The organism is Verrucomicrobiia bacterium (genome assembly GCA_036405135.1).
Lineage (GTDB): Bacteria > Verrucomicrobiota > Verrucomicrobiia > Limisphaerales > JAEYXS01 > JAEYXS01.
Map to the genome: position 1 here is coordinate 30,073 of DASWYF010000036.1, position 23,716 is coordinate 53,788.

Sequence of the window (23,716 nt, forward strand, 5' to 3'; positions counted from 1 at the left end):
TATCGCATAAGAATGACAGGTTGGTCAACGACGCTCATGAACCAATCCGACCTTGTTTCCTGACACAGCTTTGTTCATGTTCATTTAACTTCCGCGCATGTTAAAATATCTTCACATCATTCTATTGGCGACGTCGCTCTCGTTGCACGCGCAAGAGACTTTGCCGGGGACGAAACCGCTGACGTTGACGGGCGATATCTCGGAGCAGATGCATCAGGCGGCGTTGCGGGATATGGATCGCACGATCGCGCAGTCCATCGAGAAGCGCGCGCAATGGTGGAAGCGTGATGTGTCGTCGGCGGAGAATTATGGGCGGTCCATTGAGCCGAATCGTGAGCGGTTGAAGCGTATTCTCGGCATCGTGGATGCGCGGGTGGCGACGGGGATGGAGCGTTTCGGCGATGATGCGAATCCGGCGTTGGTGGCGGAGACGAAGGGTTATCGCGTGCAGCAAGTGCGTTGGCCGGTTTTAGAACGCGTCACGGGCGAAGGACTGTTGCTGGAGCCGAAGGCGAAGCCGTTGGGCTTGATCGTCGTGGTGCCGGATGCGGATCAGACGCCGGAGCAGATGGCGGGTTTGGCGAATGGCATCGCGCCCGCAGAGCAATGGGCGCGGCGGTTTGCGGAGGCGGGCTTTGTGGTGGTGGTGCCGACCTTGATCGATCGCAGCAACAGCGCGGCGGGTAATCCGGCGATCATGATGACGAGCATGGCGAATCGCGAATGGGTCCATCGGCAGGCTTATATGATGGGGCGGCACGTCATCGGCTATGAGGTGCAGAAGGTGCTGGCAGCGGTAGATTGGTTTTTGAAACAGCACGGTGGCGGCAACATCGCGGTGGCCGGTTATGGCGAGGGCGGGCTCATCGCGATGAATGCGGCGGCGGTGGATACGCGCATCAAGGCCGCGTTGGTGAGCGGTTATTTTAAGTCGCGCCAGCAAACCTGGAGCGAGCCGCTGTATCGCAATGTTTGGGGGCTGCTGCGTGAATTTGGTGATGCGGAGACCGCCTCGCTCATCGCGCCACGCGGGCTCGTGGTGCAATACAGTGCGGAGCCGGTGGTGGATGGGCCACCTGCGGTTAAGGGGCAGAAGAGCATCGGTGCGCCGGGCAAGCTCACGACGCCGGCGTTTGAGGAAGTCGCTGCGGAGTTTCAACGGCTTGAAGCTTTCGTGCCGCAGAAGTTGCAGGCGCGCCAACTCGTGCGTGAAGAAGGTTGTGCCGCGCTCTTGAAGATGCTGGGCGCGCAAGTCCCCTCGTCAGTTGAACCACCGCTGCAAGATCAGCGCAAGGCCTTCGATACCGTGGCGCGGCAGAATCGGCAGGTGAAGGAACTCGATGACCATGTGCAATGGTTGCTGCGCGATTCGGATGCGGTGCGGAACAATTACTTTCTCTTCAAGGTCGCGCCGGAGCTAGGGACGATTCCGTGGAATTACAACCTGCGTTTCCCGCTGAAGAACCCGGCTGATTTTGCCAGCGCCGCCGTGGATTACCGCCGCCAATTCTGGGAGGACATCATCGGCAAGCTTGATGAACCTCTGCCCGCGCTCAATCCGCGCACGCGCCAAGTTTACGATGAGCCGAAGTGGCGCGGTTACGATGTCGTGCTGGATGTCGGCACCGAAGGCTTTGCGTGGGGCGTGATCTTGTTGCCGAAGGATTTGAAGCCCGGTGAGAAGCGGCCTGTCGTCGTGTGCCAGCACGGTCGCAATGGCGTGCCCAGCCACACCATTCTGGATCACAAACCCGCTTATCAGGACTACGCGGCGCGCCTTGCTGATGAGGGCTTCATCGTCCTCGCGCCGAACAATCTCTACAATCGCGAGACCTACTACCGCACGCTCTCACGGAAGGGCAACACCGTCCACGCCTCCATGTTCTCCGTCATTCTGCGACACCATGAGCAATGGCTGAAATGGCTCGCCACCTTGCCGAATGTGGACGCCACGCGCATCGGCTTCTACGGCCTGAGTTACGGTGGTGAGAGTGCGGTGCGCATCCCCACTCTGCTCCCCGGCTACGCGCTCTCCATCTGCTCCGGTGATTTCAATGACTGGACGCGGAAGGTGGCCTCCACCCACGATCGCCGCAGCTTCATGTTCACCGATGAATGGGAGATGCCGTATTTCAACATGGGCAGCACCTTCAGCTATGCCGAGCTCAGCTACCTCATGTTCCCCCGCCCCTTCATGGTGGAGCGCGGCCATCACGACGGCGTGGCGCTGGACTCCTGGGTGGCCTACGAATACGCCAAGACGCGCTGGCTCTATGCCCAATACGGCCTGCCCGACAAAACGCAGATCGAATACTTCAACGGCGGCCACGCGATCAATGGCGAAGGGACGTTTGAGTTTTTGAGGAAGTTTTTGAACTGGCCTAAATGAGGTGTGCACTCTCTGGATGACACATCAATGAAACATAGAGCTTCAGCGAATCAGTCAAAGAATGTGCGCTGCTTGGGCTTCTTTCTAGGCAATAATTTTTCGGGTGAAACTTCAATATCGTACAATCCCAATTGCCCCTTGACCTCAAAGGGCTCAATCGCTCTTACGTTCTTAAAAACCCATGAAATGGCATCCGGATAGATAGCACAGCACGCTGCTGCCTCATCTTCGAGAGTCATGGGACGACACTCTACTAGTTCTGCTGTTGCCACTGCAAAACCCGCCGGTTCGATTTTAGGTATCTTCGATGAAACTAGCAGCACCTCACCTCGGTATGAAGTGCTCCAGACACGGGTTTCAATTGTCTTCTCGCCTGATGCAATAAGGTTGGCCCACGGCTGTTTTATCGAAATCGCTTTCATTAGACAGAGCGGAAACCTAATGCTTTCTTTGTCCTTACAGAACCAACTTTATCAATTTTACCTAAGAAATCGGTTGCCCATCTAAAGAGCATCTCGCCCCATATATCATAGTTTTGAACAGGTTTACCACCAAATCTTTCGCCAGCGGAGAGAGGAAAACTCCCATGCGAAAGAGCTATCAATTCTCGGCCCAATGGAGTAGCTGAAACAACTTTTTTCGCAAAGGCAAACAACGATCGAAAATCGATTTGCTTTACCACTTCAGCATCAGGCATGCCCTCAAAAATCTGATACGCATAATCTGTCGATGCATCGAGTCCAGCGCTCATCATTGCGGTGCGCCGATAGATACAAGGCACACAATATCCACAATGACGAACACCTAAATGTTTATAAAGGTACGGCCGAGCACAAGACACAGATCTTTTCAAGGCATCGCTCAGCTTTGGGTCAATGCCGACCAGCATGTCTGTTTTGCTGCTAAACAGGAATGGGTTTTTAATCGAACCCTGAAAAATTCCAGTAACATTCAAGAAATCACAAAGTTCGGTTAAATATTTTGGATGCACGGTCCTTGTGCTAAGCGTTCCAAGTCTGCTCTTCCCCAGTGGAGGGTTTAGGGCAATTAAGCCATTTTCTGGAATGTAAACCTGATCTATTTCCGCTGCTCTTGCAACACCGATCGCCAACCCTAGAAACAATAGTGATCGAGTACGATGAGTATCTTCATCGTTTGACGGTAAATCGTAGATGATTACATCCTTTGTCGATCTAGCCACCCGACACTGCACTAGCGCACATCGATCAGGAAACTCACGGCGCAAGAACTCGATTAATTGCGTCTGGGCCGAAGCGGCAGTTCCTTCAGCTTGATGCCCCACAAACAAAACCTTTTTCCCCTCAGATAGGAGTTTATAAGCTCCCATGAACGAGTCAATTCCACCAGAAAAGAGGCATACAGTATCATACCCCTTTGGCATTTTCTCTCTATGATTGCCGAAATTGTGCAGTTTAGGACGAGGTATCCAAGTAAACTCGTAGTGATCGCCGGCCAATGTCTCCAAGACGCTGTAAAGCAACTTTTGGTTTGCGCTCCACAAATCAGGATTTCTAACAGGAAACAAGACATTGAACCTTCTTGTCCATTGGTTGGAAGCTTGTCTACGAACATTAATTTCATCCGCGATATAAACCAGAGTGGCGAGATCCAAAAAATCTCGCGTTAGACTATCGAAATCTATCTCTAACGGCCTTCCATCCAATTCAAACCTCACAACAACATTTGCCCCAGGTGGCAAAGAGTTGTAAATGACCCATCCAGAGTCTGGCTCAAAACATCGCAGGTAATCTGATGGAAGTGATTCTGATTCTCCGATATAACGCACCACGTTCATTGCCCCTCCTTATTTCACAACTCATTAAGTCGTTTATTCAAATCCTCAATGATTTCATTTCCCAACTGGACACCTTGAGGCCCAAACCAATCAATGTCATCGAACTTCCCGCTTGCCTTCGCATCCTGAATCGTAGCCGCAACATGCTCTCTGCAAACTTGGTTAACGGCTGCGCTGAGTGCTTGAGGCGCAGAGGAGACCTCAGCTTTTAACTGGGCATGGCTCTCGATTGCCATCCATATGCTTCCGAAGACGTAATTTGTCAGAAAAGACTGTAGCAGACCCTCAACTCCATTTGCTGCAAAAAACGTGTCCAATGCCTTTTCCAAATCCTGATATTTTGAAGCATCCACCTCAGCTACAGTTTCGAGAAAGGCTTCTCTAAGGGCATCAGATAACACTTCGCGCTGAAGTGGGTCGGCCGCTTCAGCTAAATGATCGGCGACTTTAGAAATGATTTCTGCAGCGGAGCAGTCCTTCAATTCATCAAGTCCTAATGACTTAAGGCCCTCTGTAAGCCCATCTTTTTGAACAGCCCCACTGAAACCCGATAGCCGAGAAGCAATTCGCCCCAACGAACCACCTCCTCCACCTCCTCCACCTCCTCCACCTCCTCCACCTTGAATACCGCCCAAAGCGCGCACTGTGCTACCTGCTACGTTGGCAGCGGTCGATTTCCCACCACCAAGATTGCCTGTCACATTGTGTTTAACTGCCGTCCATTTCCCGCCGCTTGGCGTCGGAAAACTTTTTGATGTACCCATTTATTTTCCTCCCAATCGACGAGGTTTGAACTTTCCGGTTCCAAATGCGTTTACAAGTTTTGATGCGCTTGTAAATTTCTCCGTAATCGCGGCCGGAACTTCTATCCCATTCTTTTTTGCGCCTTCTAGGAATGTTGAAGCTGCGAGCGCTACTCCAGTATTGCTAGCATCAACCTCTCCAACAACTTTAATGGTTGCTTTGTACAAATCTTTGTGGATACCGCATATATGACCAAGACCCATGATAATATTCGTTGCAATTAAATGCTCTTTTACCGAGGGCAGCATGGTTGCAAGCTGCCTGACAACCGCTGCGGCCACAGTGGGCTCATGTGCAGCGCGTTTCGCGGCACTCCTTGACAACGTAGTATCAGACCCCGAAACCACCCTTACCAACTGTTTGGTCTTTTCATCAACAGAGACAATGCCAGTAACCTGCCCTCGGCTAAGAGAGGTCTGGGCCAAGAAAAGATAGTCCTTAAGATTAATTGCCCCATCCAACTTGGGCTCTGACAGGATAAAATCCACCAACCCTGGCTCACCCAAGAATGTGTTGACTGAGGAAGACCGTTCAGAGGCAGCATTTTCATCCAAACTCAATTCAATCTGAGCAAGTAGTTCGCTACAACCCGTTTGAGGATCAATCGTCTCAGCAAGGATGAAGAAAAATTCACTCCAAACATATTCTAGGACCGCCACTTTAACCAACATCGCATCCGTGACGTTGGAGAGATTGTTCGCCGCAACCAATTGCCTTCTTAATGAAAGAATATTAAGAAATCTCTTAATTTGACGAGGGTTCCCTCTGAGGCCCCTTGCGAGAGTGTCAACATTGGGCAGTATCGCCGTTAGCTCGTCTGTGAGTGGCTTCTGAGCTCCTCCAACCAGTGGAGCATTATCATTGACCCACTTGCAAAAAGGATCGACCAACTCTCCACTTGGCTTGTAGAAAGCGGGGCGATTTGCTGCCAAATCCGCCCACCCGCTATCGTTCAAGTGCCTACCAATAAGCAGCATCCCCACGTAACAACCAATATCCTGTAAGTTTTGTGCAGGTATGCTGAATGGTATTTGAACAATCTTTTCCAAATAGTCTTTCTGCCTTTTAAGATCGCTTACTTGATAGACCTCCCCCACAGCCTGCTGAATTTTCTCTGCATCAGCGCCTATCACAAAGGTACAAGCTGGAGTATTGAGGAAAAGTTTTATGGTCTCGAATGTCTCAATCACCTTCATGCTCGAGCAACGATCCAAATCATCAATAAAAACTACTATTCGATCTATTCCAGCCAGCTTCAAAAGCTCGGAAAAATCGTTTTCAAACGATTCCATCGTTTGAGCCACTTTTTCTGATTCATTTTCAAAACAATCGAGAAAACCGTCTACATCGGGAGTCATTGTGACGGCACTTTTCATAATGAACTTACCGAGCTTCAAAACGCTTGCCCCTTTCTTTAGCTTGGCCGCTAACTGCTTTGCTTCTGCGGTGAGGGACAAGTCTTTTTGAAGATTCGTCAAAATGGCGTGAATTAGCGCACTTTGCGCTTCCTCTCTGCCTTCGTACATCCAAGCGTTAAACCACAATGTATTCCGTTTCTTGCCTCCCTTTGATGCGTCTATCTCTCGCATCAGCATCTTCATTAAACTAGTTTTTCCACTGCCCCAAGGGCCGAAAATCCCAAGTGTTAGTGGTGCCAAATCTTTGTGTGTGCAAACATTAGATAGCACACTGACATAAGTGCCATAGCCTAAGCAGTCTAAGTGTGTTTCCCGATCAGACCACATATTTTACCTTATTATCTCCAGCGTTGAAATCAGCCACGAACAAAACTTAAGCGACTCTCAACTTTCCTTGCTCTTAATGAAATTGGCTAAGAGAGAACTTAACTACCACACACTTATTGTGACAAGTATTATTCATGTTTTAAACGTTATAAGGGCGTCTTGGAACACAGGAGGTGGATTGCTGGCACGCCCTGCCAGGGTGCTGGGGCAAAAAGGGAAACGTTGTCCGGTGGTGTCGCTCGTGCCTCGCTCAACTCACCGGCTACAGGCTGTAATCCCGCCGGGATTTTAGGAGGAGCGTGCCCGTCCTCGGGCACAGCAAGGTACAATAAGACAAGCGGGGAACGCTTTGTTCGGATGGTTACTAAATGTCGTGGCCTGACTTTGCTTATGGGAGTTGCTGTGGCCGAGGACGGCCACGCTCCGCGAAATCTTCGGGTGCAATTTCTTGCGGGGCAATGAATTAGGAAATATGAACTGATTTTTCAGAAAAAGTGATTGATGATTGCAAGAGTTTTGATAGTCTTTTTCTCGCTGACAACTCGTTGTCGGTAAAGGAAGGGCTTAGGTAATTTTAAGTTCTCAGTTTTAAGTTTTGAATTGAGGCAGGAAGAACCTAAATCCCCGCTGAGTGATTCGTTGGAATCGTTTTGGCAATCCTTATGGAATCATTACGAGATTGGGTGTGGGGTGAGAACCTTCGGGTGAGCCTGGACGAAAAGAGTTTGGGCTCGAGAGGACTCTCGCCCTACCAATCTCGGGTAGGATCTGTGGGTGTATCGGGTGTTGGATCAGGGCGCGTAAGCTGGAGGGGGAACGGGACGTCGGTGGGCGTAGGATTAATTATGACCCACCGGGGAATCCCTAGTCGAAGTTCGACGGCCGTACCCACTGCGGAACCAGCCGCGTCAGGAACAGCATTAGAGTCTGGCCTCCCTGTGAGGAGGAGACATAGGTCAGATACATTTGCAGGGGTCGGATGGTTTCATTGCTCTTTGACATAGTTCCTGAGACTGGCTGAAAAGCTGTCTTGAGGCTGTCTGCTGGTGCAAACTGGCGGTGACGTTGTTGCGGCTCGGTCGCGTATCTTTTGTTTGATATGCTCCCTCGCCGCGCCTAGTCCCCACCAGTTTGTCCTGCGCAGTCATCCTCAACCCATCTTTCCAGACAGTCTCCATCTTTGCCTAAAAAACGAAGGTGTTTGGAGTGGCTGATGAGGGTTTGGTGCGGGAGGTGTGGACTGGTAGCTAAAGTGCCGCAGAACAGGATGCTATCGCGGAGTGTCACATTGAACAAACTGGATGGAAGGCCATTTCGGGGAAGTGATTAATTTACGATTTAAGAAGGACGATTTACGAGGCGTGGGTGTTTCCATGTCCCTGCTTTTGGCTGGCGAAAGCCTAAAGGTTTAGTTTGGGACGGCGTGGAAGCCATCCTTACCGGATTTGTTAGCGCCGTCTAACGACGGCGGCTACGAGTTCTGGGGCGTTAAAATAAAGCCTGTTCCTTACGAATGTTCTTGGTTAATAAGGGGGCTGGACGCTCGTTTCCAGAGATTGTCCATATCCCCCATTTTGACGGGATCATTAATCTTTGTTTTGTTTGTAGCATGTTGACGATTCGTAATCTGAAAAAGACGTTCGGTGGTCGCACTTTGTTTGAAGGGGCGACGATGCAGATCAATTATGGTGATCGCGTGGTGTTGGTGGGGCCGAATGGCGCGGGAAAATCCACGTTGTTCTCGCTGATCCTCAAAAAAGATGAGCCGGATGAGGGCGAAGTGGTCCGCGATGAGTGGACGACGGTAGGCTTCCTCCCGCAAGAGAGCGAACCGATCGGCAATGAGACGGTGATCGAGGTGGCGACGGGTCGCGCGGGTGAGATCGAGCGGCTGGAGAAAACGCTGCAGGAGATGGAGGCGGCGGGCACGGTGGATATCCCGGAATATTTCGAGGCGCAAAGCAAGTTCGATGCGCTCAACAACCCGGAGTTTGAGGCGAAGGCGAAACGCATCCTGGTGGGGATGGGTTACAAGCAGACGGATTTCGATCGTCCGGCGCGCGAGATGAGCGGTGGCTGGATCATGCGGGCGCACCTAGCGCGGCTGCTGGTGATGGAGCCGGATCTGTTGATGCTGGACGAGCCGACGAATCATTTGGACCTGATGGCGCTGCTGTGGTTGCAGGATTATCTGAAGGGTTTTCCCGGCGCGCTCTTGATGATCTCGCATGATCGCCAGTTCATGGATGAGTTGTGCAAAAACATCTTCGAGATCAATGAGCAGAAGTTGATCGCGTATACGGGGAATTACACGGATTACCTGCGGCAGCGGGAGGAGAATTACGAGAATCAGCTGGCGGCTTACAAGAATCAGCAGAAGGAGATCGCGGACTTGCAGGAGTTCGTGAACCGCTTCCGCTCTGTGGCGTCGAAGGCGTCGCAGGCGATGAGCAAGCTGAAAGCAATCGAGCGCATGGAACTGATCGAGAAGCCGAAGCAGCCGCGCAAGCCGTTCCGGTTCCAATTCCCCCAGCCGCCACGCGGCGGTCAGCGGGCGATCTCGCTGGAAGGCATCCACATGGCTTACGGCAGTCATCAGGTGTATCGCGGGCTGGACCTGATGGTGGAACGCGGCGAGCGCACGGTGCTGGTCGGTCCGAACGGTGCGGGTAAATCCACGCTCCTGAAGATTCTCGCGGGCGAGGTGCCCTTCCAGCAAGGCACGCGTGATTTGGGGCACAATGCGAAGATCGGCTACTTCAGTCAGCATCGCTCCGCGACGCTCGATCCGAACAACAGCGTTTTGGAAGAACTCATGGCGGCCGCCCCGGCGATGAGTGAAGAGGAGGCTCGCGGAGTCCTCGGCTCGTTCATGTTCCGCAAGGAAGAGATCTTTAAGAAGACAACGGTGCTGAGCGGTGGCGAAAAGAGCCGGTTGAACCTGGTAAAGTTCCTCGTGGACCCGCCGAACCTCCTGCTGATGGATGAGCCGACGACGCACTTGGACATCCTGACGGTGGAATCGCTGATCCTCGCGCTGGAGAAGTATGAGGGCACGCTGGTCTTCATCTCGCACGATGTGCACTTCATCCGCAAACTGGCGTTGAAGGTTCTCCACATCAATAACGGCCAGGTGACGCCGTATGTGGGTAACTTCGATTATTATCTGGAAAAGACGGGTGCCGAGGGCAATGCCCGGGCCGCCCTCACAGCCGGGTGATTTCCAGAAGGCGTCAAGCCGGGAGATGGCGGGTAACCTACGCGATTATTTCGCGATCATGACAAAATATGTAAAGTGTGACATTTGGGTTAAACCGCTTTAAACACAAGGAGTTAACGTTATTTCAAGACCGCAGAGGTCATTAGCAGAATATGGGGTATACACCTCAAAAAATAATGATTGCGTTTCTGGCCCGAAATCTCCACCTTACACTTCCGTTAGTTAGATTGCTCAACGGTTCGAGAGCTGGTGAATCTTCAGGTGAACGAGTTTTCAGTGATGATTTGAAACCCGGCGGTCGGGAACGGTCTGCGACGAAGTGAGTAAATTCTAATAACAAATCATCAATGAGTACTAAGTTGTTCGTAGGAAATCTTTCCTTCAACACGATCGAAAACGATCTCCATGACTTGTTCGCTGCTCATGGCGGCGTTATCGAGGTCAACCTGATGGTCGACAAGTTCACCGGTCGTCCTCGTGGTTTCGCTTTCGTCACCATGGAATCCCCTGAAGCTGCTGAAGCTGCCATCCAGGCGCTGCACGGCAAGAATTTCGACGGTCGCGACCTGACGGTCAACATCGCCCGTCCTCGTGAAGAACGTCCTCCGGGCGGCGGCGGCGGCGGTGGCTTCCGCGGCGGTGGTGAGCGTCGTGGCGGTGGCGGCGGCGGTTACGGTGGTGGCGAACGCCGTGGCGGTGGCGGCGGTGGCTTCCGCGGCGATCGCGGTGGTGATCGTGGCGGCGACCGTGGTGGCCGTTACTAATTGACGCCGATCAATTAGCGTTTTCACAGGTGTGGGGCGCCTTTTTCTAAAAGCGCCTCACACCTTAATTTTTTCCATTCTTAGAAAGAAAGAGCAGTCACAGTGGAAGAACACATCACAGTAGAAGGCAGCATCCAGACCGTGCTCCCCGGCACCATGTTCCGGGTGAAATTGGACAACAATCATGAAGTCCTCGCGCACATCTCAGGCAAGATGCGCAAACACTTCGTGCGCCTGACCATCGGCGACCGTGTCCGCATGGAGATGTCCCCTTACGATCTGACCAAGGGCCGTATCGTTTTCCGTCTTAAAAATTTCTAAGACCGAACGAACCATCATTTTCAGCCCCAACTTGGAAACAGGTTGGGGCTTTTTCATTTCCCAATTCACCTGAAAATTTCCTCGTTTTCCCATTGCATTCTTTTCCGTCTCCATGCAAGTTCCCAGCCTCTGGTTCGGGGCGTAGCGTAGCTTGGCTAGCGCGCTTGTTTCGGGTACAAGAGGTCGTGAGTTCAAATCTCACCGCCCCGACCATTTTTCCTTCTTTATCCATGAAGCAGTCTACCAACAGGTTGCCTCGTATCCTCCTCTCGCTCGGTCTGTTAAGCACTTTCGTTTCTGCGCTGATCGCCGCCGAGTTTTTACCACCGGGCCATCGCCCCAAACCATTGGGCATCCACGCGCTGACGAATGCCACCGTCATACCCCAGCCCGGCCAGTCGTTGAACAACGCCACCGTGCTCATCCGCCATGGCAAGATCGAAGCCGTGGGCAAGGACGTCGCCATCCCCGCCGATGCCCGCGTGCATGACCTCACCGGCTGTACCATCTACGCTGGGTTCATCGATGCCGCCCTCGCCCTCGGCACCAATAGCGGCGTGGCCCTCGACACCAGCGGTTCCGAGCCCATCCGTTTCGCCTCCGGTAACATCAATTTCTTCGGCGTGCCCGGTGAGGAGAAAGATCCCGGCAATGCCGGCCCCGGTTACGAACTCAAACGCATCACGCCCGAGTTCCGCGTCGCCGCCACGTATCGTCCGAACGCAAAGACATTCGAGACCATGCGCGATCTGGGTTTCACAGCCGGCAACGTCATCCCCGCTGGCGGCATCATGCAAGGCACCAGCGCCTTCGTGCAGTTGAATGAAGCGAACCCGAACGAAGCCGTCCTCCGCGCCGATGTTTTCCAGCACATCGTCTTCGATCCAACCACGAAGGACGACAGCTACCCAGGCTCGCTCATGGGCGTCATCTCCGCCGTGCGCCAGACCTTTTTCGATGCCCAATATTACGCGCAAGTGAAAGCCGCGCCCGACAAGGCGCGCTTGGAATTCAATCCCGCCCTCGAAGCCCTCCAACCCGCTCTCAAGCAAGATGCGCCCGTGTGGTTCGAGCCCGGTAGCATCCTCATGGTGGATCGCGCCGCGCGCGTGGCCAATGAGCTGAAGCTGAAATTCGTTATTTACTCCAGCGGCCAAGAATGGCGTCGCCCGGAACTTGCCGCCGCCACCGGCGCGAGCTTCATCGTGCCGCTGAATTTCCCCGCCGCCCCGAAACTGCCGAGCGATGACGACTGGCTCGATGTGAGCCTCGATCAACTCCGCGTGTGGGATTGGGCTGCGGAAAATCCCGCCGTGCTGCGTCAACAAGGCCGGGAGATCGCTCTCACCACGCGCGAACTCGGCGAGAAAAAAGATTTCCGCCAGAACACCAAGCTCGCCCTGCAACGCGGACTCTCCGCTGACGACGCCCTCGCCGCGCTCACCACCGTTCCCGCGAAACTTTGCCGCGTGGATGGACAGCTCGGCACCATCGCTCCCGGCAAGCTCGCGAATCTCACCGTCGTGAAAGGTGCGAGCTACTTCAATTCCGAAGACCCCGTGCAGGAAGTCTGGATCGAAGGAGAACGCTTCTCCGCGAGCGAAAAGAAGGAAGCCAAAAAGGACGACGCGAAAGAAAAAGAGAAGAAGGACAAAGAGCCCAAGGGCGAAGACACCAAACGTGTCGCCCGTGGCCCTCAGGAAGACCGCCAAGTCCTCGCAACGCCCAAGTTCGTCCTCATCCACAACGCCACCATCTGGACCTCTGGACCACAGGGTATCCTTACCAATGCCTCGCTCTTGGTAAATGACGGAAAGATTCAGGCGATCGGAGTAATGAATGTTGAGCTCATCGACAACATCTTCGTCATCGATGCCCAAGGCAAGCACATCACGCCCGGCCTCATCGATGCCCACAGTCACAGCATGATCCTCGGTGATGTGAATGAATCCACCCTACCCTCCACCGCCATGGTGCGCATCGGCGATGTGGTGAATTCCGAGACGGAGAATATCTACAAGCAACTCGCGGGTGGCCTCACTGTCGCGAATCTGCTGCATGGCTCCGCAAATCCCATTGGCGGCCAGAACCAGATCATCAAACTCAAGCAAGGTGCCTCACCGGAAGAGCTGAAATTTCCCGATGCACCCATGGGCATCAAATTCGCGCTCGGCGAGAACGTGAAGCAATCCAACTGGGGCGAGAAGGTGAACAAACGCTTCCCGCAATCCCGCATGGGCGTGCCCACCTTCATGGCGAATCGCTTCCTCGCCGCCCAGCAATACCTCGCGGAATGGGACAAATTTAAGCGCGATGGCGGCCTCGCCCCGAAGCGTAATCTGGAACTCGAAGCCATCGGCGAAATCCTCAATGGCCAGCGCTGGATTCATTGCCACTCCTATCGGCAGGACGAGATCCTCGCGTTCCTGCGCGTGATGGAATCCTTCAAAGTGAAGGTCGGCACGCTGCAACACGTATTGGAAGGCTACAAGGTAGCTGACGAAATCGCCAAGCACGGCGCCGGTGGTTCGTGCTTCTCGGATTGGTGGGGTTACAAGTTCGAGGTCTATGACGCCATTCCGCACGCAGGAAGTTTGATGCGCGATCGCGGCGTGCTCGTCTCCTTCAATTCCGATTCCTCCGATCTCGCTCGTCGCATGTATCTGGAAGCGGCCAAGGCCGTGAAATACGGCAACACACCGGAGATCGAAGCGCTTAATTTCGTGACCATCAATCCGGCGAAGCAACTACGCATCGATAAACGCGTCGGCTCGCTGGAAGTCGGCAAGGATGCAGACTTCGCGCTGTGGACCAAGTCTCCGCTCGATAACACAACCCTCTGCCTCGAAACCTGGATCGATGGTAAAAAGTATTTCGACCGCTCTCTCGATGCCGCCCGCACCGACAAGCTCGTGAAAGAACGCGAAGCGCTTATTGCGAAAGCCAAACGCCTCTCCGGCGATAAGAAAGATTCCGACTCCGCCCGCGCCGCCTTTTTCCGTCGCGCCTTGGAAACCGCCAAAGAACTCGAACCCGTCCACTGCCTCGACTGCACCAAGATCGGAGGCCAACCGTGAAAAACTTCATCTCCCTACTCGTCCGCCGAAACACGCAACCCCGTGCTGCCGGATTCCAGCCGGCATTAAGTGCGCGCCAGACGAAGCACTTGGCTTTTATAGCTCTCGCCGTTTTCTCGGCAGCCATTTCAAGTGCGTTTGCCGAAACCCTCCTCCTGAAAAACGCCACCGTCCACACCATCACCGGCGAAACCCTTTCCCCCGGCAACGTCGTTGTGACGGATGGCAAGATCACCGCCGTCGGCAAAGACGCCAAGGCTGCTGGAGCCAAAGTCATCGACCTCACCGGCCTGCACCTCTATCCCGGCCTCATTGCTCCCGCCACTTCATTGGGCCTCACGGAGATCAACGCCGTCCGCGCCACGCAAGACACCACGGAAGTCGGCGCTTTCACGCCCGATGTGAAAGCTTGGCTCGCCGTGAATCCTGATTCCGAGCTGCTCCCCGTCGCCCGTGCCAATGGCATCACGCACTTCGGCGTCGCGCCGATTGGCGGCACGGTGGCGGGTTACTCCGGCGTCATGCAGATGACCGGCTGGACCATCGAGACGATGACCATCCGCGCTCCCGCCGCCTTGCACCTCTACTGGCCAGAGATGGGCTTGAACGTGAAGCCCAAGGAATTCACTGCCGACCGCAGCAAATGGAAATCACCCGAAGATCAGGCCAAAGAACGCGATAAAAAGCTGAAAGCCATTGATGACTTCTTCGATGACGCGGAAGCCTATCGCAAAGCCCGCTCACTCGCGGATAAATCCAAAGCTCCCCTGCCCGTCCCTGCTTGGGAAGCCATGCTGCCGATGCTGGAAGGCAAAGCACCCATCTTCATCCATGCCGATGAAACGCGCCAGATCAAGGCCGCGCTCGCCTGGGCGGAGAAACGCAAATACCCCATCGTCATCGAAGGCGCTCGTGATGCGTGGAAAGTCGCTGATGTGCTGGCGAAACAAAAAGTCCCCGTCATCTACGACCGCCTGAACGACCAACCGCCTACGGACACGGATACTTACGAAGTGCAGTTTAAAGCCCCTGCTGTGCTGCAAAAAGCGGGCGTGAAAGTCCTCTTCAATGAAGGCATGGGCGCAGGCAATGCAACCTTCGCCCGCAATCTCCCACACACTGCTGGAACCGCCATCGCTCATGGCCTGCCGGAGATTGAAGCCCTAAAAGGCATCACCCTTTACCCCGCACAAATACTAGGCGTAGCAGACAAGCTCGGCTCTATCGAAGTCGGCAAAGAAGCCTCCCTCATCGCCACCGCTGGCCCCATCCTCGATATCCGCTCCACCGTGAAACACATGTGGATTAAAGGCGAAGAAATGAGTCTGGAAAGCCGCCACACGAAGCTCTACGAGAAGTATAAGAGCCGTCCGAAAGAGAATTAGAGCGGAGGCTTACGAAGAACCAGCCAGAATATAAGTGCCAGCTTCCATTCTACGACTATCCTAGTCCCAAGTATGATCGATTGGGTTGGAGCCACGCTGGTTGCTTTGTGCCTCTTGCTGGGAGTCGTTTCTCCATCACTGGGTTTTCTAGCTTTTGCGATGCTGATGCTGGCCGGAAAGGTGCTGGCAGCATTCACTTCGAAAATAAGAGTGAAAAGAAAGATCATCCCCCGAATACCAAAACCAGACTGCAAAGTGGGCCTCGGGAACTCTCACAAAGTTTAAATAGTCAAATCTCCACGATTCAAAACGATCCGAGGACACAACTTTGAACTTTGAACTTTGAACTTTGAACTTTAGCCTCCCGCCCGATGGGTCCATTGCTCGCTCAGCTTAAAATCGCCGTCGGTTATCTCGCCAAGCGCCTGCCCGCGCTGGCGGTGTTCCTGGCTGTCATCATCGGGTTCCAGTGGCAGGAGGAGGCGTATCGCAGCGAGTTCGGCGCGGAGCCGGATGAGGCGGCGCATTACGTCACGGGCCTGATGGTGCGGGATTACATCGCCGCCGGTTGCCCAGGCAATCCGCTGAAGTTCGCGAACAAGTTCTACGAGCATTATCCCAAGGTGGCGCTGGGGCATTGGCCGCCGGTCTTCTACGCCGCGCAAGCCGCGTGGACGCTGCCCTTCGGCGCGAGTCGCGAATCCATCCTGGTCTTCATGGCGGTGCTGACGGCGTTGCTGGCGTGGACCTCGTATCTGGTGCTGGAGCGGCTGCTGGATGCGAGATGGGCGTGGTTCGGCGGGCTCCTGCTCCTGTTACTGCCGCAGATCCATCAATACGGCGGGCTGATCATGATGGAGATCCCGATGTCTCTGCTCACGCTGTGGGGTGCGCTGGCGTATGCGCGCTATCTGGAGAACGGCGCGTGGCAGGCCTCGCTGGCCTACGGCTTAATCGCCTCCGCGACGATCCTCACGAAATACGCCGGGCTCGCGCTGGCCTTCGTGCCGCTGGTGGGTTTGGTGCTGTGCGCGCGTTGGGCATGGCTGAAACGGTTCTCGTTCTGGCTGCCCGCCGGAGCGGTGGTGGTGCTGTGCGTGCCGTGGATTGCCCTGACCCTTAAGATGGCGAGCGACGGCATGGCGGAGGAGAAGCTATCGCTGGGGTTCATCCTGAAGGCGGCCCCTTACTTCATCGGCAAGATCGAGGCGACGATGGGCATCGCCCTGCTGGCGTTCGCGCTGGTGGGATTGATCGCGAGCTGGGCCATGAAGCCACTGCAACGTCCCGTGCTCGCCTCCTTGATCGGCTTGATGACGGGCACTTACCTGCTCTACCTGCTGGTGCCTGCGGGGCTTGAGGCGCGTCACATGACGCCCATCCTCGCCCCCGCGATCATCTTCGCCCTGCTGGGCATGAAGACGATCTCCGAGCTGCTCGTGCAGAAGGGCATGGCGGGCACGACGGCTTGCGCGCTGACCGTCGCAGTAGGCGTCGCCGGATTCGCCATCGAGACGTTCCGACTGAAACCGAAGGGTTATCGCGGTTACGAAGCCATCGCGCAAAAACTTCAAGCGGAAGCGCCGGAGCCGAAGACCATCGTGCTCGTGTCCTCCGATGCGCGTGGTGAAGGCATGTTCGTATCCGAGGTCGCCCTCGGCGAGAAACGCCTCGACACCATCGCGAAACGCGCGAGCAAGCTGCTGGCGAAGAGCGGTTGGGCGGGCGGCAGTTACGAGGCGAAAGCCAAGAGCGCGGAGGAGACGTTCGATATCTTGGAGAAAGAGGGCGTTCAATTCCTCATCATCGACCGCACCATCCCCGCCCGCTTGAAGGCCAAGCACCATGAGCTTCTCGAGAACGCCGTGGCCGCCGCCGGTGACAAATGGAAGCTGGTGGGCAAATACCCCATCACGCGGGCGGATGAAGTTGTGCCGGAGGGATTGGAGATTTACCGGCTCAAATAGGACTGGCACCACCCTGTCCGTTTCCCTACAGTCCCTGCGATTTTGAATACGAAAGAAGCCATTCTGCACGCGACGAAGAACGACGACCTGGCCCCCTGCGCCAGCGTCGTGATGCCCGTCTACAATGAAGAGGCCACCGTGGCGGAGGTCATCCGCGTGGTGCTCGAGCAAAAGCCCGTGCAGGAATTGGTGGTTGTGGATGATTGCTCCAAGGACGGCACCTATGCCGTGCTGCAAAAGCTCGCCGCCGAGAATCCGCGCATCCAGCTCTATCATCACGAAGTGAACCAGGGCAAAGGCGCCGCGCTCCGCACCGCCATCAGCAAAGCCACCTGCCCCATCGTGCTGATCCAGGACGCCGATCTCGAATACGATCCCACGGAGTATTACCTGCTCTTGCGCCCGATTCTCGCTGACCGCGCGGACATCGTTTACGGCTCACGCTTCCTCGGTTCGGGTTCGCACCGCGTGCTCTACTACTGGCACTCCATCGGCAACAAGATCCTCACCACGCTGTCCAACATGTTCACGAACCTGAACCTGACGGACATGGAGACGTGCTACAAAGTCTTCCGCCGCGAGATCATCCAGAAAGTGAAGATCGAGGAGAACCGCTTCGGCTTCGAACCCGAGATCACCGCAAAGATCGCCAAGCTCGATACCCGCATCTACGAGGTCGCCATCTCCTACTACGGCCGCACTTACGCCGAAGGCAAAAAGATCGGCTGGAAAGACGGTGTCAGCGCCCTCCGCTGCATCTTGAAGTACAATCTCTTCAACTGATCATGTCGAGTCGCCCCAATGAATTCGCGCTGACGAACAACTTCGAGTTCGAAGCCCTGAAGCAGGCGGAGAATTACCGCAAACGCCTCCTCATCGAATTCGGCCCGCATCTGCAAGGTGACGTCATCGAGGTCGGCGCGGGCATCGGCCAGATCACCACCATGGTGAAAGCATTGCCCGCCGTGAAATCCGTCCTCGGCATCGAGCCCGACCCCGATTTTTGCGCCATGTTCAAGGCGACCGTGCCGGACATCCCGCTAATCCGCGGTACCGTCAGCGCCTTGAACGAAGGTTCTCAATGGGATGGCGTCGTGTGCATCAATGTGCTCGAACACATTCAGGATGACGTCGATGAATTGAAGCGTTACGCCAAACTCCTTAGCCAACGCAATGGTCGCCTCTGCCTCTTCGTCCCTGCGCGACCTGAGATCTACGCGCCCATTGACAAAGACTTCGGCCACTTCCGCCGTTACAAGAAGCACGAACTTCAGCAGAAGCTCACGGAAGCCGGATTCGACATCATCCGCCTGCAATACTTCAACGTCACCGGCTACTTTGCTTGGTGGTTGAACTTCTGCGTGTTGAAGAAACGCCAGTTCGAAGTTGGCTCCGTCCGCATGTTCGACCGCATCATCTTCCCCGTCACCAGCACCGTAGAAAGCTGGCTCCCCGCCCCCCCCTTCGGCCAAAGTTTGTTAGCCGTCGCCGAAGCCAAGTAACCGCAGTGATTTCATGTCATTGAGCAGACGCCCTCGCCCACCGTAGTGGGACAGGCGCCACCGCCTGTCCAGCCTCCCCAACCTTTTCCCTTCGCTACCTCCGCGTCCTTCTGTTTAAACCTCTCTGTCTAAAGTCATCTTCCCTTCGCCATCTCAATCGTTCGCGTCAGATACTCCTCAAACTGATCCGTCACCGATCCCCAACTAAACTTCTCACACACCAGCTTCCGCGCATTACCACCGATTCGCGCCCTCTCCTCCGGTGACTTCAACAACGCGATCACCGCATCCGCAAACGCGTTCGGTTCATCCTCCAACCGGATATCCTGCTTGTCCGTGATATCCAATCCCTCCGCCCCCACCCGCGTAGACACCACCGGCAAAGCCATCGCGAGCGCCTCATAAATCTTGATGCGCGTTCCCCCACCCGCGCGCAACGGCACAACCATCACCGATGCGTCGTTCAAGTGCGGCCGCACATCCGGCACCGTGCCAGTGATGATGATGGATGGATCCGCCTTCGCCAGCGCCAGCACCTTCTCCGGTGGCTTGCGCCCCACGATCACAAACGTCGCCTGCGGATCCGCCGCCTTGATCCTCGGCCAGATCGCCTCATTGAAATACAACACGCAATCGATGTTCGGCTGCCAATCCATCGATCCAAGGAATACGATCTTGCCCGGCTTCGCTGGCTGTGTGGATGGCTGGAAAAACTCCACGTCAACCCCCGTCGGCACACTCCCCAAAACATTCGTGAGCCCGTAATCCTTCCGCATCAGCTCACAGTCATTGTCCGACACCCCCACCACCGCATCGAACTTCTCGCAAAACTCCCGCTCCACCGTGCGCAGCCGCTGCCATTGCTGGTTAAAATACCATTTCTTCAACCCCGTCGCATTCGCCGCCATGCGCTCCCAGATCAGCGCCTCCACATTATGTTGGAATAAAAGACACGGCGTCTTTGGACGAAAGCTCCCATGAAACACACTCGGCGCTGGCGTCAAAAAATCGCACACCATCACATCCATCGCCCCCTCACCATCCAGCTTCGCAATGATCTGCTCCCAAGGCTTCGACCGATACTTGTCGATCACATACGGATTCCGGCTAAACAAAAAATTGGATCCCAGTTCAGCCACGAACTTTGGCGAGCCCTTCGGCGTCTCCTGCCAGTCGATCCACGTCTGCGTACGCGAATACTCGCTCGCCTGTGCCGTGTGCTGCCGCGCCGTTGGGTCCAGCGCCACGTAATGCACCGGATGCCTCCGGTTCAATTCCTTCAACATCTGGTACGTGCGGATCTTCCCGCCCGTATCCACCGGATGCAGCGGCCCACTCTTCAACCACACGATACGCCATGGCTTCTTCTCACTCATCAAGGCCCTAAGTTGTCCTTGGAACGTTCTCAAGACAAGCCATCGCTATCCTCTTCTACCTATTCTCTCCAATACATCTGTGATTAAAATCTTCCCCGTCTCTCGGCTTGCTCCCCACTCATGTTCCCGCCAAAGTCTCCGCGTCACACGGCAATTTGCCTGCAATGAATCAAAGTTGGGTCCTGTCGGACCTGGCCCTATATTTGAACCACGGTGAAAGTAAGCGTTTTTGGATTAGGTTACGTCGGCGCGGTCATCACCGCGTGTTTCTCCCGTCAGGGCCACACCGTCATCGGTGTGGATACCGATGCTTTCAAAGTCGGCCAGATCAACGCTGGCAAATCCCCCATCATCGAGCCCGAGCTCGAGAAGATGCTGGGCGAAGGTGTCGCCGCCGGTCGCGTCAGTGCCACTGCCGATTACAAAGCCGCCGTCCTCGACAGCGAAGTCTCCATGATCTGCGTTGGCACGCCATCGAAGACCGATGGCAGCATCGACCTCACCTACATCCGCCGCGTCTGCGAAAACATCGGCGAAGTTCTGCGTGATAAACCCTCACGCCACATCGTCGTCATCCGCTCCACCATGTTGCCTGGCTCCATCGATGGCACCGTGATCCCCGCCTTGGAGAAAACGTCCGGCAAGAAAACCGGCCTCGGCTTCGGCGTCGGCATCAATCCCGAATTCCTGCGCGAATCCACCGCCGTCCATGATTTCTACAACCCGCCCAAGACCGTCATCGGCACGGAATCCGAAGAAGATTTCCTGAAGATCGCCGAGCTTTACGACGGCATTCCCGGCCCCATGGTCCATGCCAATGTCCGTACCGCCGAGATGGTGAAGTATGCCGACAATTGTTTCCATGCCCTGAAGATCGTTTTCGCGAACGAGATCGGCCGCGCCAGCAAAGCCCTCGGCTCCAATGCCGATGAAGTCATGCGCATCTTCTCTCTGGATACCAAGCTGAACCTCTCCCCCGTTTATCTGAAGCCCGGCTTCTGCTACGGCGGCTCCTGTCTGCCGAAAGACCTCCGCGCCATCGCTGCCGCTGGTCGTTCCTTCGGTGTGGAGCTTCCCCTCATGGAAGGCATCGGCCTTAGCAACGACGCCCATTTCAACAGCGCCTTCCGCTACCTGCTTGAGCAAAAGGAAGAACCCATCGCCGTCCTCGGCTTCGCCTTTAAGGCCGGCACCGATGACCTCCGCGAATCTCCCGTGGTCAAGCTCATCGAGGAACTCATGAAGGCGGGCAAGCAAGTGCGTATCTACGATCGCAACGTCTCACCCGAACGCCTCATCGGTGCGAACAAGAAATTCATCGAAACCCACCTGCCCCACCTCAGCCACCTCATTGTCGGCTCCGTCGAGGAACTGGTGAAAGGTGCCAAGATCATCGTCATCGGCAACGGCAACGACGAAGCCCGCGCCTTGCTCCCCAACTTGGGTCACGAAATCAAAGTGGTAGACCTCGTCTCCGGCGGTATCAAAACAGCCACCAAAGCCATCATCTGGCGCCCCTGCGCCTAACTTGGTAAGCAGCGCAGATTCTCATCGGCAGAACGGTGGATTATTTGGTCAGTCGCGAATTTAAAGACCGACGAAGCCTGAACCCCTTGCTGCCGGATTCCATCCGGCAGTAATTTGTCATCCGCCGTAGCCGTCAAATTCCCTAATTCACCATCTATTCCAACTCTTGTCTCGATGTTCGGAGTCGGGAGTTCGATGTTTCCGCTATCCCGTTTAACTCCGCATCCCCGCCGCTTCCGTCTCTTCGATAGCCGCCTGATGAGAATGCCGCGTATGATAATGCGGCGCCTTGTCGCGTGCCTTCTGCCCCAGACCACCTGAGAGAATCGTCCGCACCGTGTCCAGCAGGATGAACAGATCCAGCAACAGACTCATGTGCTTCATGTAATACAGGTCGTACTCGAGCTTCTTGCGCGTATCCTCGATGCTCGCCCCATACGGATACTTCACCTGCGCCCACCCCGTGATGCCCGGCTGGATCATCAACCGCTCTTGAAAATACGGGATGCGTTCCGCCAACTGCGTGACAAATTCCGGACGCTCCGGACGCGGCCCCACCAAAGACATCTCCCCCTTCAATACATTGAGTAACTGAGGAATCTCATCGATCCGGTACTTGCGCAGAAAATCGCCTACTGGCGTTACTCGCGGATCTTTATCTTTTGCCCATTGCACCCCCGCTGCCTCGGCATCAACTCTCATGGAGCGCAATTTCAGCATCTCAAATTTCTGCCCGAACCGCCCTGACCGCACCTGCCGGTAGAAAATCGGCCCCTTGCTCGTCAACCGCACCAGCAGCATTCCGATCAGGAATGGGATGGAGAGCGCCACCAATACCAGCAAGGAAAATACGATATCGAACGCCCGCTTCATCTTGCGGATATAAGTCAATCGCGGCGAACCGCTCGCTGCTAACAACCAGGCGGGCGTCACCAACACCAGCGGTATGAACTGGTAAAACTCCTCACACATGCTGATCAACGGCATCACGATCACCCCAGAATAACGCAACTCAGAGAACTGACGGAAGTTTTCCGGCGAGGTGATGCAACTCTCCGCACACACCACGCGCCTGACGTCTTGCCGACGCACGATCTGTGGCAGGTCGGCAATCTTGCCCAGCACCTTCAAGCCTTCGCCGGGATGGTAATCCGCCGCCGCGACCACGCCCACCAATTCCAATCCTGGCTCCCAAAGGCGACGGTTCAACATCAACTCATGCTCATCATCCAAGCTCGTCAGGATCACCACCATCCGTTCGCGAAAACTTTCTTCCCGGTGTCGTATATACGAATAGTACACCCCAAGACACACCACCGCGATCACTGCTCCCAGCGCCATCGCACCACGACCAATCCCAGCCACTTGGAACAGATAAAAGAAACCCAACATCAGCACTGCTGAAAGCGTCACCGCTCCGCTCACCGCCAGCACCCGGCTCACTGGATTGCTGGGGATGCCGTGAAAAGAGTAAAAACCGAAGATATACGCCACACAGGAATAGAATGCCCCCCCAAGGAAAATCCCCGCCCAGTGATCCATTACCGCCAGCATCCACTCCTCTTGAAAACGCAGGATGAACGCCACCAAAAACGCCGCGATAAATATCGCCATGTCCACAACGAATCGTTGTGACACGCGTCCAAAATGTCGGCTTTCAATTCCGTTGGTTACCATAGCTTAATACGACTCCGCTAGTATCTAACACTTTCACCCTACGCTCTCACCCTCATAGAACAAGCAAAAATCACGCGGTATTGCATTTTGCCAAGCCCCTCCCTTTCAAGAACTTAAAAACCTTCTCTTTTTTCACGGATCAACTC

At 55.0% G+C, this 23,716-nt stretch carries 16 protein-coding genes and 1 tRNA gene; 11 read left to right on the top strand and 6 right to left on the bottom strand.

The window, feature by feature from the left end; genetic code table 11:
* Positions 1-97 precede the first annotated feature (97 nt).
* Complete coding sequence (locus tag VGH19_17515) at positions 98-2,389, top strand: dienelactone hydrolase family protein (protein HEY1173172.1); 2,292 nt, start codon at positions 98-100, stop codon at positions 2,387-2,389.
* A 50-nt stretch (positions 2,390-2,439) separates the two neighbouring features.
* On the opposite strand, the gene VGH19_17520 is transcribed toward VGH19_17515, so the two are convergent.
* From VGH19_17520 to VGH19_17535, 4 genes are read right to left on the bottom strand one after another with little or no spacing between them, the layout of a single operon-like run.
* Positions 2,440-2,811, bottom strand: a complete 372-nt coding sequence (locus VGH19_17520) for an ASCH domain-containing protein (GenBank protein ID HEY1173173.1) — start codon at positions 2,809-2,811, stop codon at positions 2,440-2,442.
* Positions 2,811-4,205, bottom strand: coding sequence for a Qat anti-phage system QueC-like protein QatC (gene qatC / locus VGH19_17525; protein HEY1173174.1), 1,395 nt, complete (start codon positions 4,203-4,205; stop codon positions 2,811-2,813). Before qatC ends, VGH19_17520 begins: the two co-directional genes overlap by 1 nt.
* 14 nt (positions 4,206-4,219) lie before the next feature.
* Entirely contained in the window at positions 4,220-4,969 is a 750-nt protein-coding gene (locus tag VGH19_17530; protein ID HEY1173175.1) for a hypothetical protein, read from the bottom strand.
* A complete protein-coding gene (locus VGH19_17535) occupies positions 4,970-6,754 on the bottom strand; it encodes a P-loop NTPase fold protein (protein HEY1173176.1) in 1,785 nt (594 codons plus the stop codon).
* A gap of 1,609 nt (positions 6,755-8,363) precedes the next feature.
* Here VGH19_17535 and VGH19_17540 point away from each other — a divergent pair.
* From VGH19_17540 to VGH19_17580, 9 genes are all read left to right on the top strand, one after another.
* Entirely contained in the window at positions 8,364-9,974 is a 1,611-nt protein-coding gene (locus VGH19_17540; protein ID HEY1173177.1) for an ABC-F family ATP-binding cassette domain-containing protein, read from the top strand.
* A gap of 347 nt (positions 9,975-10,321) precedes the next feature.
* Positions 10,322-10,738: an RNA-binding protein gene (locus tag VGH19_17545; protein ID HEY1173178.1), complete on the top strand. Its 417-nt coding sequence runs from the start codon at positions 10,322-10,324 to the stop codon at positions 10,736-10,738.
* Positions 10,739-10,840: 102 nt separating this feature from the next.
* The gene (gene infA, locus VGH19_17550; GenBank protein HEY1173179.1) at positions 10,841-11,059 is read left to right on the top strand and encodes a translation initiation factor IF-1; all 219 of its coding nucleotides are present in this window, start codon (positions 10,841-10,843) and stop codon (positions 11,057-11,059) included.
* A 135-nt stretch (positions 11,060-11,194) separates the two neighbouring features.
* Positions 11,195-11,272 (top strand) — tRNA-Pro (locus VGH19_17555).
* Positions 11,273-11,289: 17 nt separating this feature from the next.
* A complete protein-coding gene (locus VGH19_17560; GenBank protein ID HEY1173180.1) occupies positions 11,290-14,136 on the top strand; it encodes an amidohydrolase family protein in 2,847 nt (948 codons plus the stop codon).
* Positions 14,133-15,521: an amidohydrolase family protein gene (locus VGH19_17565; protein ID HEY1173181.1), complete on the top strand. Its 1,389-nt coding sequence runs from the start codon at positions 14,133-14,135 to the stop codon at positions 15,519-15,521. The genes VGH19_17560 and VGH19_17565 overlap by 4 nt, the downstream gene beginning before the upstream one ends.
* A 371-nt stretch (positions 15,522-15,892) precedes the next feature.
* On the top strand, positions 15,893-17,488 hold the full coding sequence (locus tag VGH19_17570) for a glycosyltransferase family 39 protein (GenBank protein HEY1173182.1): 1,596 nt from the start codon (positions 15,893-15,895) through the stop codon (positions 17,486-17,488).
* 111 nt (positions 17,489-17,599) lie between these two features.
* Positions 17,600-18,271, top strand: a complete 672-nt coding sequence (locus tag VGH19_17575) for a glycosyltransferase family 2 protein (protein ID HEY1173183.1) — start codon at positions 17,600-17,602, stop codon at positions 18,269-18,271.
* A 2-nt stretch (positions 18,272-18,273) separates the two neighbouring features.
* Positions 18,274-18,990 carry a class I SAM-dependent methyltransferase gene (locus VGH19_17580; protein HEY1173184.1) on the top strand — a complete coding sequence of 239 codons (717 nt, stop codon included), beginning with the start codon at positions 18,274-18,276 and terminating at the stop codon, positions 18,988-18,990.
* A gap of 134 nt (positions 18,991-19,124) precedes the next feature.
* Here VGH19_17580 and VGH19_17585 read toward each other — a convergent pair whose 3' ends face one another.
* Positions 19,125-20,366, bottom strand: a complete 1,242-nt coding sequence (locus VGH19_17585) for a glycosyltransferase family 4 protein (GenBank protein ID HEY1173185.1) — start codon at positions 20,364-20,366, stop codon at positions 19,125-19,127.
* A 213-nt stretch (positions 20,367-20,579) separates the two neighbouring features.
* On the opposite strand from VGH19_17585, the gene VGH19_17590 reads away from it, so the two are divergent.
* The gene (locus VGH19_17590; GenBank protein HEY1173186.1) at positions 20,580-21,893 is read left to right on the top strand and encodes a nucleotide sugar dehydrogenase; all 1,314 of its coding nucleotides are present in this window, start codon (positions 20,580-20,582) and stop codon (positions 21,891-21,893) included.
* A 213-nt stretch (positions 21,894-22,106) separates the two neighbouring features.
* Here the strand turns inward: VGH19_17590 and VGH19_17595 are convergent, their stop codons facing one another.
* Positions 22,107-23,507 (bottom strand): sugar transferase, encoded by a 1,401-nt coding sequence (locus tag VGH19_17595; GenBank protein HEY1173187.1) that lies wholly within the window; start codon positions 23,505-23,507, stop codon positions 22,107-22,109.
* Positions 23,508-23,716: the final 209 nt, after the last annotated feature.

What these genes read in the sequence shown, in the direction of transcription:
- VGH19_17540 (HEY1173177.1), top strand. Translation starts at nt 8,364, where the DNA reads ATGTTGACGATTCGTAATCTGAAAAAGACGTTCGGTGGTCGCACTTTG.
- VGH19_17595 (HEY1173187.1), bottom strand. Translation starts at nt 23,507, where the DNA reads ATGGCGATATTTATCGCGGCGTTTTTGGTGGCGTTCATCCTGCGTTTT.
- VGH19_17575 (HEY1173183.1), top strand. Translation starts at nt 17,600, where the DNA reads ATGCCCGTCTACAATGAAGAGGCCACCGTGGCGGAGGTCATCCGCGTG.
- VGH19_17585 (HEY1173185.1), bottom strand. Translation starts at nt 20,366, where the DNA reads ATGAGTGAGAAGAAGCCATGGCGTATCGTGTGGTTGAAGAGTGGGCCG.
- qatC (HEY1173174.1), bottom strand. Translation starts at nt 4,205, where the DNA reads ATGAACGTGGTGCGTTATATCGGAGAATCAGAATCACTTCCATCAGAT.
- VGH19_17535 (HEY1173176.1), bottom strand. Translation starts at nt 6,754, where the DNA reads ATGTGGTCTGATCGGGAAACACACTTAGACTGCTTAGGCTATGGCACT.
- VGH19_17530 (HEY1173175.1), bottom strand. Translation starts at nt 4,969, where the DNA reads ATGGGTACATCAAAAAGTTTTCCGACGCCAAGCGGCGGGAAATGGACG.
- VGH19_17570 (HEY1173182.1), top strand. Translation starts at nt 15,893, where the DNA reads ATGGGTCCATTGCTCGCTCAGCTTAAAATCGCCGTCGGTTATCTCGCC.
- VGH19_17560 (HEY1173180.1), top strand. Translation starts at nt 11,290, where the DNA reads ATGAAGCAGTCTACCAACAGGTTGCCTCGTATCCTCCTCTCGCTCGGT.
- VGH19_17545 (HEY1173178.1), top strand. Translation starts at nt 10,322, where the DNA reads ATGAGTACTAAGTTGTTCGTAGGAAATCTTTCCTTCAACACGATCGAA.
- VGH19_17515 (HEY1173172.1), top strand. Translation starts at nt 98, where the DNA reads ATGTTAAAATATCTTCACATCATTCTATTGGCGACGTCGCTCTCGTTG.
- VGH19_17580 (HEY1173184.1), top strand. Translation starts at nt 18,274, where the DNA reads ATGTCGAGTCGCCCCAATGAATTCGCGCTGACGAACAACTTCGAGTTC.
- VGH19_17520 (HEY1173173.1), bottom strand. Translation starts at nt 2,811, where the DNA reads ATGAAAGCGATTTCGATAAAACAGCCGTGGGCCAACCTTATTGCATCA.